Source organism: Agromyces flavus, from assembly GCF_900104685.1.
Classification (GTDB): Bacteria; Actinomycetota; Actinomycetes; order Actinomycetales; family Microbacteriaceae; genus Agromyces; species Agromyces flavus.
The window spans coordinates 1,033,192-1,045,772 of record NZ_LT629755.1 but is presented as its reverse complement, the minus strand read 5'-3'; the positions used below and the strand labels follow the sequence as shown (position 1 = coordinate 1,045,772).

The 12,581-nt window shown below is 70.6% G+C and carries 11 protein-coding genes and 4 tRNA genes; 6 read left to right on the top strand and 9 right to left on the bottom strand.

The annotated features are described in order from the left end of the window. Positions 1 to 26 precede the first annotated feature (26 nt). Positions 27 to 1,367 carry an aminotransferase class I/II-fold pyridoxal phosphate-dependent enzyme gene (locus tag BLT99_RS04955; RefSeq protein WP_092669767.1) on the top strand — a complete coding sequence of 447 codons (1,341 nt, stop codon included), beginning with the start codon at positions 27 to 29 and terminating at the stop codon, positions 1,365 to 1,367. 7 nt (positions 1,368 to 1,374) lie between these two features. Continuing rightward, positions 1,375 to 2,226: a pyridoxal kinase PdxY gene (gene pdxY, locus BLT99_RS04950; RefSeq protein ID WP_092669765.1), complete on the top strand. Its 852-nt coding sequence runs from the start codon at positions 1,375 to 1,377 to the stop codon at positions 2,224 to 2,226. A 6-nt stretch (positions 2,227 to 2,232) separates the two neighbouring features. Here the strand turns inward: pdxY and BLT99_RS04945 are convergent, their stop codons facing one another. Both BLT99_RS04945 and thrS read right to left on the bottom strand, forming a co-directional pair. Beyond that, positions 2,233 to 2,796 (bottom strand): HIT family protein, encoded by a 564-nt coding sequence (locus tag BLT99_RS04945; RefSeq protein ID WP_092669763.1) that lies wholly within the window; start codon positions 2,794 to 2,796, stop codon positions 2,233 to 2,235. Further along, positions 2,793 to 4,700 carry a threonine--tRNA ligase gene (thrS, locus tag BLT99_RS04940; RefSeq protein WP_229724717.1) on the bottom strand — a complete coding sequence of 636 codons (1,908 nt, stop codon included), beginning with the start codon at positions 4,698 to 4,700 and terminating at the stop codon, positions 2,793 to 2,795. The genes BLT99_RS04945 and thrS overlap by 4 nt, the downstream gene beginning before the upstream one ends. Before the next feature lie 225 nt (positions 4,701 to 4,925). Here thrS and BLT99_RS04935 point away from each other — a divergent pair, with 225 nt between their 5' ends. Further along, on the top strand, positions 4,926 to 5,960 hold the full coding sequence (locus BLT99_RS04935) for a glycosyltransferase (RefSeq protein ID WP_092669759.1): 1,035 nt from the start codon (positions 4,926 to 4,928) through the stop codon (positions 5,958 to 5,960). Positions 5,961 to 6,030: 70 nt separating this feature from the next. On the opposite strand, the gene BLT99_RS04930 is transcribed toward BLT99_RS04935, so the two are convergent. From BLT99_RS04930 to BLT99_RS04920, 3 genes are all read right to left on the bottom strand, one after another. Next, a tRNA-Val gene (locus BLT99_RS04930) sits at positions 6,031 to 6,105 on the bottom strand. A 31-nt stretch (positions 6,106 to 6,136) separates the two neighbouring features. Beyond that, a tRNA-Cys gene (locus BLT99_RS04925) sits at positions 6,137 to 6,207 on the bottom strand. A 53-nt stretch (positions 6,208 to 6,260) separates the two neighbouring features. Then, positions 6,261 to 6,333: transfer RNA gene (locus BLT99_RS04920), tRNA-Gly, on the bottom strand. Positions 6,334 to 6,624: 291 nt separating this feature from the next. Between BLT99_RS04920 and BLT99_RS04915 the strand changes: the two genes are divergently transcribed. Then, a tRNA-Val gene (locus BLT99_RS04915) sits at positions 6,625 to 6,700 on the top strand. A 40-nt stretch (positions 6,701 to 6,740) separates the two neighbouring features. Here BLT99_RS04915 and BLT99_RS04910 read toward each other — a convergent pair. The 3 genes from BLT99_RS04910 to zapE all read right to left on the bottom strand — a co-directional run bounded on the left by BLT99_RS04910 (position 6,741) and on the right by zapE (position 9,851). Next, positions 6,741 to 7,292: a type II toxin-antitoxin system PemK/MazF family toxin gene (locus BLT99_RS04910; protein ID WP_229724655.1), complete on the bottom strand. Its 552-nt coding sequence runs from the start codon at positions 7,290 to 7,292 to the stop codon at positions 6,741 to 6,743. A gap of 42 nt (positions 7,293 to 7,334) precedes the next feature. After that, entirely contained in the window at positions 7,335 to 8,597 is a 1,263-nt protein-coding gene (locus BLT99_RS04905; RefSeq protein WP_092669757.1) for an ammonium transporter, read from the bottom strand. Positions 8,598 to 8,795: 198 nt separating this feature from the next. Next, a complete protein-coding gene (zapE, locus tag BLT99_RS04900; RefSeq protein ID WP_092669755.1) occupies positions 8,796 to 9,851 on the bottom strand; it encodes a cell division protein ZapE in 1,056 nt (351 codons plus the stop codon). Between the two features lie 142 nt (positions 9,852 to 9,993). On the opposite strand from zapE, the gene BLT99_RS04895 reads away from it, so the two are divergent. Beyond that, a complete protein-coding gene (locus tag BLT99_RS04895) occupies positions 9,994 to 10,893 on the top strand; it encodes a sulfurtransferase (RefSeq protein WP_092669753.1) in 900 nt (299 codons plus the stop codon). Between the two features lie 41 nt (positions 10,894 to 10,934). Next, the gene (locus BLT99_RS04890; protein ID WP_092669751.1) at positions 10,935 to 11,375 is read left to right on the top strand and encodes a SufE family protein; all 441 of its coding nucleotides are present in this window, start codon (positions 10,935 to 10,937) and stop codon (positions 11,373 to 11,375) included. A 9-nt stretch (positions 11,376 to 11,384) separates the two neighbouring features. Here BLT99_RS04890 and BLT99_RS04885 read toward each other — a convergent pair whose 3' ends face one another. After that, on the bottom strand, positions 11,385 to 12,566 hold the full coding sequence (locus BLT99_RS04885) for an alpha/beta hydrolase family protein (RefSeq protein ID WP_092669749.1): 1,182 nt from the start codon (positions 12,564 to 12,566) through the stop codon (positions 11,385 to 11,387). Positions 12,567 to 12,581 lie beyond the last annotated feature (15 nt).

Here is a 12,581-nt window from a genome sequence, read left to right as displayed (position 1 = left end):
CTCTCAGACCAACGACGGATCGTGACATGACCCTCGAGATCACCGGCCGGTCGGCCGCCGACATCGCCGCCAGCGTCCGCGCGCTCATCGAACGCGGTGCGCTGTCACCCGGCGACCCGCTGCCGCCGGTGCGCAATCTCGCCGACGACCTCGGAGTGAACCGGAACACCGCGGTGGCGGCGTACCGGCAGCTCACGCAGGCGGGCATGGTCGTCACGCGCGGCCGCGGCGGCACCCGCGTGGCCGGCCGCTCCCCCGTCGCCCAGGAGGGCTTCGCCGCCGACAGCGTCCTCCGCGACGTCGCGACCGGAAACCCCGACCCGGACCTGATCCCCGACCCCTCTCGCGCCCTCACGGGCATGGCGGGCCGGCCGGTGCTCTACGGCGAGCCGGTGATCGACCCCGACCTCGAGCGCTGGGCCGACGCCTGGATGCGCGCCGACCTCGCGCCGTCCGACCTGCGACTCACGATCACGAGCGGCGCGGCCGACGCGGTCGAGCGCCTCCTCGCCCAGGCCCTCGTCCGCGACGACGCGGTCGCGCTCGAGGATCCGTGCTTCCTCACCAGCATCCACACGGTCCGCGTCGGCGGCTATCGCCCGGTCCCGGTCCCGGTCGACGACGAGGGCATGACCGTCGAGGGGCTTCGTGCGGCGCTCGACCAAGGCGTCCGCGCGGTGGTGTGCACGCCGAGGGCGCAGAATCCCACGGGCGCGAGCCTCTCCGAGCGACGCGCCGAGCAGCTGCGCGAGTTGCTCCGCGCCCACCCGTACGTCCTCGTCATCGAGGACGACCACTTCTCGATGCTCTCGCGCCGCCCCTTCCGCTCGCTCATCGGGCCCGACCACCGTCGCTGGGCGCTCGTCCGCTCGGTGTCGAAGTTCCTCGGTCCCGACATGTGCCTCGCGGTCACGGCCTCCGACCCCGACACCGCCGAACGGCTCGCCATGCGGCTCACGCCCGGCACGACCTGGGTGAGTCATCTCCTGCAGCGCCTCACGCTCGCGCTCGTGACCGACCCGTCGGTCGTGTCGGCCATCGGCGAGGCCGGTGCGCACTACGCCGCACGCAACGACGCGTTCGCCGCACGACTGACCGGGCTCGGCCTGCCCGCCGCAGCCGGCGATGGGCTGAACCTCTGGATCGCGCTCCCGGTGCCGGCGCGGGATGTGTCGGAGCACCTCATGCGGCGCGGCTGGCTCGCTCGAGCCGGCGACGAGTTCGCGCTCGGCGACGCCTCCGCATCGCGCCGGCTCCGGCTCACGGTGCACGACCTGGGCGAGGCCGACGCCGACCGCCTCGCGACGGACATCGTCGGCGCCGTTCGCGCTGCAGGCGGACGCCTCATCCCGACCGGGATGGAATGATCGAGGGGTGAAGGTCCTCTCGATCCAGTCCGCAGTCGCCTACGGCCACGTCGGCAACTCCGCGGCCGTCTTCCCGCTCCAGCGCATCGGCGTCGAGGTCATGCCGGTCTACACGGTCAACTTCTCGAACCACACCGGCTACGGGGCGTGGCGCGGGCCGCTCATCGACCCCGTCGACGTGCGCGAGGTCATCAACGGCATCGAGGACCGCGGCGCGTTCCCGAAGATCGACGTCGTCCTCTCGGGCTACCAGGGATCCGAGGGCATCGCCGACGTCATCCTCGACGCGGTCGGGCGCATCAAGGCAGCGAACCCCGAGGCCGTCTACTCGTGCGACCCGGTCATGGGCAATGCGAAGAGCGGATGCTTCGTGGCGCCCGCCATCCCGGTGCTGCTGCGCGATCGCGTGGTGCCCGCCGCCGACCTGATCACGCCGAACCAGTTCGAGCTCGGCTACCTCACCGGGACCGAACCCGACACACTCGAGACGACGCTCGAATCGGTCGACCTCGCGCGCGCGACGGGCCCGCGCACCGTGCTCGTCACGAGCGTCGAGCGGCCCGACCGCGAGGAGGGCACGATCGAGATGCTCGCGGTCGACGACCGGGGCGCGTGGATCGTGCAGACCCCGCTGCTGCCGATGAAGGCCAACGGGTCGGGGGACGTCACGGCCGCGCTCTTCACCGCGCACTACCGCCGCACGGGCGACGCGGCCGACGCGCTCGCACGCACCGCGTCGAGCGTGTTCGACCTGCTCGCGAACACCCACGAATCGGGTGAGCGCGAGCTGCAGCTCGTCGAGTCGCAGGAGTCCTACGCCCACCCGGTCATGCAGTTCGAGGTTCGCCGGGTCGGCTGACCGGGCTCAGCTCGGCCAGGCGTCGGCGATCTCCTGCCGCACCTCGCCGAGCAGGCGCGGGATCGCCTTGGTGCCGGCCACGATCGGGAAGAAGTTCGCGTCGAGCGCCCATCGCGGCACGATGTGCTGGTGCAGGTGCTCGGCGATGCCGGCTCCGGCGATACGGCCCTGGTTCATGCCGAGGTTGAAGCCGTCGCACCTCGACACCTGCTTGACGGTGCGCATCGCGATCTGCGTGAGCTCGCCGATCTCGGCGACCTCATCGGCGTTCGCCTGGTCGTAGGTCGCGATGTGCCGGTACGGGCAGACGAGCAGGTGTCCGCTGTTGTACGGGAACAGGTTGAGCAGCACGAACGCGTGCTCCCCGCGGGCCACGATGAGCGACTGCTCGTCGGAGAGCTTCGGCGCCCGGCAGAACGGGCACGTGTGCTCGTCGGGCTGCTCGCCCTGCTGGATGTACACGAGCCGATGCGGGGTCCAGAGCCGCTGGAACGCGTCGGGAACCCCGGCCAGGTCCGACGAGGCATCCGTCGGGACGCCGTCGAACTCGCCGTGGTCGTAGGAGGTCATGCGAACAGGTCGTCCCTCGTCGTCACCTGGCGACGGTCGGCGACGGCGTCGAGGATGCGCCGCTCGGCCTCGGCGATCGACACGCCGTTCTCCTGCGTGCCGTCGCGGAACCGGAAGCTCACGGTCTCGCCGGTGCGGTCGTTCTCGCCCGCGATGAGCTGGATCGGCACCTTCTGGGTGGTGTGCGTGCGGATCTTCTTCTGCATGCGGTCGTCGCTCGTGTCGAGCTCGGTGCGCACGCCCGCACCCGCGAGCTGGGTCAGGATGCCGCCGAGGTACGGCGCGTACTCGTCGGCCACCGGGATCCCGACGACCTGCACGGGAGCGAGCCACACCGGGAACGCGCCGGCGTAGTGCTCGGTGAGCACGCCGAAGAACCGCTCGATCGAGCCGAACTTCGCCGAATGGATCATGACCGGCTGCTGGTGCGTGCCATCCGCTGCGGTGTACTGCAGCCCGAAGCCCTCGGGCTGGTTGAAGTCGTACTGGATCGTCGACATCTGCCAGGTGCGGCCGATCGCGTCGCGGGCCTGCACCGAGATCTTGGGTCCGTAGAACGCGGCCCCGCCCGGGTCGGGCACGAGCTCGAGGCCCGAGCGTTCGGCGACCTCGCGCAGCACGTTCGTCGCGATCTCCCACTGCTCGTCGGAGCCCTTGAACTTGTCGGAGGCGTCGTCGCGCGTCGAGAGCTCGAGGTAGAAGTCCTCGAGGCCGAAGTCGCGCAGGAGGCCCAGCACGAAGTTCAGCAGGTGCTCGATCTCGGCGGGCGCCTGCTCGGGCGTGACGTAGCTGTGCGAGTCGTCCTGGGTGAGTCCGCGCACGCGCGTGAGCCCCTGCACGACGCCCGACTTCTCGTACCGGTAGACGGTGCCGAACTCGAAGAACCGCAGCGGGAGGTCGCGGTAGGACCGGCCGCGCGAGCGGTAGATGAGGTTCTGCATCGGGCAGTTCATCGCCTTGAGGTAGTACTCGCTGTTCTCGAGCTCCATGGGCGGGAACATCGTGTCCTTGTAGTACGGCAGGTGACCCGACAGCTCGAAGACGTGCGACTTCGTGATGTGCGGGGTCGAGACGTATTGGAAGCCCTCCTCGATGTGGCGCCGGCGGACGTAGTCCTCCATCTCGCGCTTGATCACGCCGCCCTTCGGGTGGAAGACGGGCAAGCCCGACCCGATCTCCTCGGGGAAGCTGAACAGGTCGAGCTCGGCGCCGAGCTTGCGGTGGTCGCGTCGCGCCGCCTCCTCGAGCCGGTGCTGGTACTCGCGGAGCTCGTCCTTGGTGGGCCACGCGGTCCCGTAGATGCGCTGCAGCTGCGGGTTCTTCTCGGAACCGCGCCAGTACGCCGCGGCGACCCGCATGAGCGCCCAGCCGTTGCCGATCATGCGCGTGCTCGGCAGGTGCGGCCCGCGACAGAGGTCCTTCCAGGCGACCTCGCCGGTCTTCGGGTCGACGTTGTCGTAGATCGTCAGCTCGGAACCGCCGACCTCGACCGACTCGCTCTCCTCGAACTGCTCGGTGCCGGTGGCGTGACCCTTCAGGCCGATGAGCTCGAGCTTGTACGGCTCGTCGGCCAGTTCGGCACGAGCCTCGTCGTCGCTCACGACGCGGCGCACGAACCGCTGCCCGGAGCGGACGATGCGCGCCATCTCCTTGTCGAGTGCCTTGAGGTCGTCGGGCGTGAACGGCTCGGCGACGTCGAAGTCGTAGTAGAAGCCGTCGGTCACGGGAGGCCCGATGCCGAGCTTGGCGTCGGGATTGACCTTCTGCACGGCCTGCGCCAGCACGTGCGCGGTGGAGTGCCGCAGGATGGCGAGACCGTCGGGCGAATCGATGGCGACCGGCTCGACGACATCGGTGTCCGTCACCGTCGTGGCGAGGTCCTTCAGCTCGCCGTTGACGCGCATCGCGACGACGGACCGGTCGGTGAAGAGCTCGAAGCCATCGGCCACTGGATCCACTCCCTGAGAGGTTGAGACGAACCCTTCAACTGTAGTGCGCGGCCGGCCGCGGACCAGCGCTCGCGGTTACTCCCCCGTCCGCTCCTTCGCAACCGCCTTCCGTGCGCGAGGGCGGGCTGCTTCGCTGTCCCAACCGGTCGACCCCTGGCCCTGGAACAAGGAGATGGTCGTGTGAGGATCCTGCTCTGGCACGTGCACGGCGGCTGGACCGACGCGTTCGTCCGCGGTCCGCACGAGTACCTCGTGCCCGTCGACGACCGGCGCGGGCCTTGGGGGCTCGGGCGAGACGACCGCGACTGGCCCGCCGCTCGCGAGGTGCCGTTCGCCGCACTGCGCGACGAGGAGGTCGACCTCGTCGTGCTGCAGCGGACCGAGGAGCTCGTGCTCGCGGAGGCCCTGCTCGGTCGCAAGCCGGGGGCGGAGGTGCCGGCGGTCTTCGTCGAGCACAACACGCCGCAGCCGCACGCCGCGACCACGCGGCATCCGCTCGCCGACCGCGATGACCTGCTCGTCGTGCACGTCACCCACTTCAACGAGCTCATGTGGGACGTCGGCCGCACCAGATCGACGGTGGTCGAGCATGGCGTGCCGGACCCCGGGCACCGGTACGTCGGCGACCTGGAGCGGCTGGCCGTCGTCGTGAACGAGCCCGTCCGCCGCGGCCGGATCACGGGGACCGACCTGCTCCCCCGGTTCACGGCGGCCGGCGGGATCGATGTCTTCGGCATCGACGCCGACCGGGTCCCGGCGGCGCTCGACATCGATCCGCAACGCGTGCGGCCGAGCGGGAACCTCTCGACGTCCGAGCTGCACGCCGCGATGGCGCGACGGCGCCTCTACCTGCACCCTGTGCGGTGGACGTCCCTCGGGCTCTCGCTGATCGAGGCCATGCACCTCGGGATGCCGGTCGTCGCGCTGCAGACGACCGAGGCCGCACGTGCGATCCCGCCCGGGGCCGGCTTCGTCTCGGCGAACGTCGGCGAGCTGGTCGCGGCAGCACGTTGGCTGCTCGAGGACCATGACGAGGCGATCCGGCTCGGCGCCGCAGGGCGCGAGGCGGCCCTTGAGCGGTACCGTCTGTCGCGGTTCCTGACCGACTGGGACGCCGTCATCGCCGACGAGGTCGAACGAGCGCGCGGGCGCGGGCGCGTCGTCGCGCTCAAGGGAGCCGGGGCGGGAAGCCGGCCTCTCGGGCGGGTCGGATGATGACCCGATCCGCAGGCGGGTGTCGGCTGGTGCGGAAACAGAAGAACCCCCGATCGCTCGGGGGTTCGTGTGGTGGGCGATACTGGGATCGAACCAGTGACCTCTTCCGTGTCAGGGAAGCGCGCTACCGCTGCGCCAATCGCCCGGGTTGAGTGAGCAGCGAGGTGCTCGTCTCGAGGTGGATACGGGATTCGAACCCGTGTATACGGCTTTGCAGGCCGCTGCCTCGCCTCTCGGCCAATCCACCGTTGCTTGGGTTCACCACCAAAGAACAGAACCGGCTTGCGCCGGTCTGATCAGAGCGGATGACGAGACTCGAACTCGCGACCCTCACCTTGGCAAGGTGATGCGCTACCAACTGCGCCACATCCGCGTTGTCGCTGTTTCGGCGACAGAGAGACTCTAACGGATGACGCGAACGAATCACAAACCGAGCGAGCCGAGTGGCACGTTCGCCCCGGTCACAGGGGCATTCCGAGCGCACATCCCGGGCGTGTCGGCGTGTTCGGGGCCCGCTCGGGACGCTGATCGCACTCCGTCCCGAGCGGGTCGCGCTGCCCCGGTGCGTCGACGCGCCCGGGCGCTGCGCCGATGTGCGTCACCCGCCCGGCGTGGGCTAGTATCGACTTCGCGGTCACGACCACCTCGTCGGCCGCACGACCTCGGGCGATTGGCGCAGCTGGTAGCGCGCTTCCTTCACACGGAAGAGGTCGTCGGTTCGAGCCCGGCATCGCCCACCACGAAGCCCCCGGTCCGCCGGGGGCTTTCGTCGTTCCCGCCCTAGCGCCGTGCGCCCCAGCCGTAGCGCTCCTCGAGCGCGGCGACGAGCCGTCCGTACCGATCGCGGTCGAGCGAGGCCGCCTCACGGCGCATCCCGCCGGCGTGGACCCGGAACACGCGATCCAGCCGGGCCCAACTCGGCCGCCCCTGCGGATCCCACGGCCCGGCGCCGAGCGCGAGCGCGTTGCGATCATGGTCGCGCGGCGTGCTCGTGAGCTGCACGGCCAGGAACTCCCCCGGCGCGCCCGCGGCGACGACCACCACGGGCCGGTCCTTGCCGCGACCGTCGTGCTCCTCGTAGGGCACCCACGTCCACACGACCTCGCCGGGGTCGGGCTCGCCGTCTCGATCGGGCGTGTACGAGAAGCGCACGCGTCCGATCCGAGCGGGGTCGAGCTCGACCGTCGCCGATGGACCCGTTCGACCGGGCCAGGACTCGTCGCCCTCCGCGCGCGGCCGCGGCGCGACATCCGGCAACCGACCCCGCCCCGAGCCGGTGAGCGAACGGATGACGCGCCCGAGGGCGGTGAGGAAGCGGCGGGTGTCTGGCACACCCGCACACTACCCTCACCGCCCTCGCGGTGATCCGGAGGATCAGACGGTCTCGAGCTCGTAGCCCTTCTCACCGTGCACGACCGTGTCGATGCCGGCGACCTCGTCCTCGTTCTTCACGCGGAAGCCGATCGTCTTCTGGATGATGAAGCCGATGACGTAGGCGAGCGTGAACGAGTAGAGCAGGACGGCGAGGGCCGCGATGGCCTGGACGAGCAGCTGCGTGCCGTCGCCGCCCATGAAGAGGCCGGTGCCGTTGGCGAAGAAGCCGATGTAGAGCGTGCCGATCAGGCCGCCGACGAGATGGATGCCCACCACGTCGAGCGAGTCGTCGAAGCCCCACTTGAACTTCAGGTCGATCGCGAGGGCGCAGACGGCACCCGCGATGACGCCGAGCAGGATGGCCCAGACCGGGTCGAGCGCGGCGCAGGCCGGGGTGATCGCGACGAGGCCGGCGACGGCGCCCGAGGCGGCGCCGACGGAGGTCGGCTTGCCATCGCGGATCTTCTCGACCACGAGCCAGGCGAGCAGCGCCGCGGCGGGAGCGGCGATCGTGTTCACGAACGCGAGCGCGGCCACGCCGTCGGCGGCGAGCTCCGAACCGGCGTTGAAGCCGAACCATCCGAACCACAGAAGCCCGGCGCCGAGGAGCACGAACGGCGGGTTGTGGGGCACGTGCGCGCCCTTCGAGAAGCCGACGCGCTTTCCGAGCACCAGGGCGAGCGCGAGCGCGGCCGCACCGGCGTTGATGTGGACCGCGGTACCGCCCGCGAAGTCGATCACGCCGAGCCCGAAGAACTCCTGCATGCCGTACGTCGTCCAGCCGCCGTACGCGAACGATCCGTCGTCGGCGAGGCCGAAGTTGAAGACCCAGCTCGCGACCGGGAAGTAGACCACGGTCGCCCAGATGGCGGCGAAGATCATCCACGCGCCGAACTTGGCGCGGTCGGCGATGGCGCCCGAGACGAGCGCGACCGTGAGGATCGCGAAGGTCGCCTGGAAAGCCACGAAGGCCAGCGGCGGGTAGGCGGCACCCTCAGGTGTCTCCAGCAGGCTGGTGAGGCCGATGGCCGACCAGTCGATGGACCACGGCGGGACCAGGCCCTCGGAGCCGGGGAACGCGATGGCGTATCCGTAGAGGACCCACAGCACGCCGATCAGGCCGAGCGCGCCGAAGCTGAGCATCATCATGCTGATCACGCTCTTGGCCTTGACGAGGCCGCCGTAGAAGAACGCGAGTCCGGGGGTCATCAGCAGGACGAGGGCTGCCGCGATCAGCAGGAACGCGGTGTTGCCTTGATCCATGTCGAACCTCTCTCAAGAATCTGGGGGGGCAGGTGCTGAACAGTTTCTTGAGAGGACGTTTCCGAACACGGCGTCGGATGTTTCGCGGTCGTTACGGGATTCGGCGTCGCGTAAACACCATGTTTCGCGGACCGGAGGATCGGATGTGAACTCGCGTCGCGCCGGCATCCGATCGCCCCGCGCGGCGTCGGCCGATGATCAGTCGTGCGGCGGGAGCTCGCCGGTCGTGAGGGCGATCATGCGCGACATCGAGCGCAGGTACTTCTTGCGGTATCCGCCCGAGAGCATGTCACCGCCGAAGACCCCGTCGAGCGGGACGCCGCTCGCGATGATCGGCACCTCGGCGTCGTAGACGCGGTCGATGAACGCGACGAGCCGCAGCGCGGCGTTCTGGTCGGTCAGCTCGTGGACCCCGGTGAGCGCGATGATCTCGAGCCCGTCGATGAGCTTGATGTACTTCGACGGGTGCACGGTCGCCAGGTGTGCGATGAGCGCGTCGAACGTGTCGAGCGAGACCCGATGGCCCCGGCCGGCGAGGGCGGACGCCGCGTGCTGCACGCTCGCGTCGTCGCCCTGCGTCTCGCTGTGCCCCTCGGTGTCGCGGCGACGGTAGTCGAGGCCGTCGATCCGCAGCGTCTCGAAGTTCGACGAGAGTGCATGGATCTCGCGGAGGAAGTCGGCGGCTGCGAAGCGCCCTTCGCCGAGCGCGTTCGGCGGCGTGTTCGATGTCGCGGCGACGCGCGTGCCACCGGCCATGAGCTCGCCCAGGAAGCGCGTCATGAGCATGGTGTCGCCTGGGTCGTCGAGCTCGAACTCGTCGATGCAGACCAGGCGCGCGCCGCGCAGCAGCTCGACGGCCGGCGCATAGCCGAGCGCGCCGACGAGGGCCGTGTATTCGATGAACGTGCCGAAGTACTTGGGTCCGTGGGCGACGTGCCACAGCGCCGCGAGCAGGTGCGTCTTGCCGACGCCGAAGCCGCCGTCGAGGTAGACGCCGGGCAGCTCGATGCGCGCAGGCCGCTTGCGCGAGAAGAACCCGCCGGGGCGCTGCGCCGCGCGCCATGCTCCGGCGAACTCCTTGAGCCGGTCGAGCGCGGCCTGCTGCGACGGGAAGTCGGGGTCGGGCCGGTACGACTCGAAGGAGGCGTGCTCGAACTGGGGCGGCGGCACCAGTTCGGAGGCGATCTCCGCACCGGTGATGGTGGGGTTCCGGTCGACGAGGCGCTCGGGGGCGGATGTCGCTGCAGTGGTCATCGGCGAGGGGCTCCCGTGTTGCACATGGTGACGGGCCCGGTGACGCCGACCGGCGCGCCGCGTAGATTCGTGGTGGACAGGTGACCAGCCTAGTCCGACGCCCCGCACCCCTCGTCCGACCGGACGACCCCAGGAGGTCCCCATGCCCGTCGATTTCGACCCCGCCGCCAAGCTGGCCGAGTACGCGCACCCCGAGCGCCTCGTCACCACCGAATGGCTCGCCGAGCGGCTCGGCCGGCCGGGCCTCGTCGTCGTCGAGTCCGACGAGGACGTCCTGCTCTACGAGACCGGGCATATCCCGGGCGCAGCCAAGGTCGACTGGCACACCGAGCTCAACGACCCGGTCGTGCGCGACTACCTGAACGGCGAGCAGTTCGCGGCGCTCGTCGGCTCCAAGGGCATCGCGCGCGACTCGACCGTCGTCATCTACGGCGACAAGAACAACTGGTGGGCGGCGTACGCACTCTGGGTCTTCACGCTGTTCGGGCACGCGGACGTGCGCCTGCTCGACGGCGGCCGCGACAAGTGGATCGCCGAGGGGCGGCCGCTCACAACCGAGCCGGCCACGGTCGTCCCCGTCGAGTACCCCGTCGTCGAGCGCGACGACTCCACCGTGCGTGCCTTCAAGGAGGACGTGCTCGCCCACCTCGGCAAGCCCCTCATCGACGTGCGCTCCCCCGAGGAGTACTCGGGCGAGCGCACGAGCGCCCCCGCCTATCCCGAGGAGGGTGCACTTCGGGCGGGCCACATCCCGACCGCGGCATCCGTGCCCTGGGCTCGCGCCGCCGCCGACGACGGCACGTTCCGCTCGCGCGCCGAGCTCGAGGCGATCTACCGCGACGAGGTGGGGCTGCAGGACGACGACGAGATCATCGCCTACTGCCGCATCGGCGAGCGCTCGAGCCACACCTGGTTCGTGCTCGAGCACCTCCTCGGCTACGACCACGTGCGCAACTACGACGGCTCGTGGACCGAGTGGGGCAGCGCCGTACGCGTCCCGATCGTGACGGGCACCGCACGCGGCGAGCTGCCCGCCCGCTGAGCCGGGGAACCCTCCAGCCGCCGGATGGGAGAATGGTCGGGATGGATGCCACGACCCTGCCCGCCGCACTCGCCGAGACGCGCGAGGACTTCCTCGCCCTCGGCGTGAAGGACCGCCTCACCCTGCTGCTCGACTTCTCGAACGAGCTCCCCGAGCTGCCCGAGCGGTACCGCGATCACCCTGACCTGCTCGAGCGCGTCGAGGAATGCCAATCGCCGGTGTACATCTTCGTCGAGCTGGATGACGCGGGGCGCGTGCACATGCATGCGACGGCTCCCGCCGAAGCGCCGACCACGCGCGGGTTCGCCTCGATCCTGGCGCAGGGACTCGACGGGCTCACGCCCGACGAGGTGATGGCGATCCCGTCCGATTACCCGCAGTCGCTGGGGCTGAACGAGGCGGTCTCGCCGCTCCGCGTGCGCGGCATGTCGGGCATGCTGGCGCGGGCCAAGCGTCAACTGTCGGCGCGACTGGCCGCCTGAGCAAACGGTTCAGCGCGCGGCGAGCCAATCGCGAACGAGCCCGCTCCAGCGCTCGGGATCGAAGTTCCACAGCCGCGTGTGGCGCGCCTCGTCGAAGACCTCGAACCGCACGAGGTCGGCGCGGACCGCCGCGAGCCGGCGCGACCCGTCGATCGGCACGAAGCCGTCGTCCTCGCTGTGCATGAGCAGGATCGGCACGTCGAGCTCATCGGCCCGAGCCACGGCATCGAGCGCCTCGAGGTCGATCGGGGCCGCCAGGCCCGTGAGCGTCCCGGCGACCGGCGCGCTGAGGACGCGCGCGACGGCGCCGCCGAGCTCGGCGGGCCAGCCGAGGGCACGGCCCTGGAATCGGAGGATGTCGGGCCAGTCGACCGCCGGCGACTCGAGCATCACGCCGACGAGGTGCTCTCGGACCTCGGCGGACCGGAGCACGGTCTGCAGCACGATGGACCCCCCCATCGACCATCCCATGAGCACGGTGCGCCGGGCGCCATGGGCCACCGCGTACCTGACCGCGGCGACCACGTCCTCCCACTCGGTGCCGCCCAGGCCGTAGCGGCGATCCTCGCTCTCGGGCGCCTCGCCGTCGTTGCGATAGGAGATCACGAGGGTCGACCAGCCGGCCTCGCGGGCCGGGGACACCGCGCGAAGCGTCTCGTGACGCTTCGCGCCTCGACCGTGCACCTGCACGACCCAGTCGGTCGAGGGCGCACCGGTCGTGTCAGGAGCCGGGATGAACCAGGCGGGCGCCGGTCCGAGCGGCGTTTCGACGACCACGTTCTCGTAGTGGTCGCCGACCTCCCACGGACCGAGGTGGTACCAGCCGCTGAGCCGGCCTCGCCCCGCACGGTCCAGGCGTCCGAAGTCGACGGCCTCGATCCGACGGCGCACCCGGTGGCCGTCGTCGTCGACCACCTCGCCGAGCCGGGCATGGCCCGAATCGTGCTCGAACCAGAGACCGTACCGGCCCGGGACGCGGGTGTCGGGGTTCGACGTGAGGGTGAGCTCGCCCGCGGCGAGATCGACGCTCTCGATGCGCAGGTCGTCCTCGCGCTGGGGTTCGGGGGTGACGACCCGACGCGCGAACACGACGGCGGTCGCGGCGGTCGCGGCGACGGCCGCGGCACCGAGCACCGCCACGCCGCCCAGCACTGCAGCGACCGGTCCCACCGTGCGCTCGAGTCGTGACATCCTGCCTCCCGGCTC

Coding starts and splice junctions, on each gene's coding strand:
- BLT99_RS04885 (WP_092669749.1), bottom strand. CDS start 12,566: ATGTCACGACTCGAGCGCACGGTGGGACCGGTCGCTGCAGTGCTGGGC.
- zapE (WP_092669755.1), bottom strand. CDS start 9,851: ATGACCACTGCAGCGACATCCGCCCCCGAGCGCCTCGTCGACCGGAAC.
- BLT99_RS04895 (WP_092669753.1), top strand. CDS start 9,994: ATGCCCGTCGATTTCGACCCCGCCGCCAAGCTGGCCGAGTACGCGCAC.
- BLT99_RS04890 (WP_092669751.1), top strand. CDS start 10,935: ATGGATGCCACGACCCTGCCCGCCGCACTCGCCGAGACGCGCGAGGAC.
- BLT99_RS04955 (WP_092669767.1), top strand. CDS start 27: ATGACCCTCGAGATCACCGGCCGGTCGGCCGCCGACATCGCCGCCAGC.
- BLT99_RS04945 (WP_092669763.1), bottom strand. CDS start 2,796: ATGACCTCCTACGACCACGGCGAGTTCGACGGCGTCCCGACGGATGCC.
- thrS (WP_229724717.1), bottom strand. CDS start 4,700: ATGCGCGTCAACGGCGAGCTGAAGGACCTCGCCACGACGGTGACGGAC.
- BLT99_RS04905 (WP_092669757.1), bottom strand. CDS start 8,597: ATGGATCAAGGCAACACCGCGTTCCTGCTGATCGCGGCAGCCCTCGTC.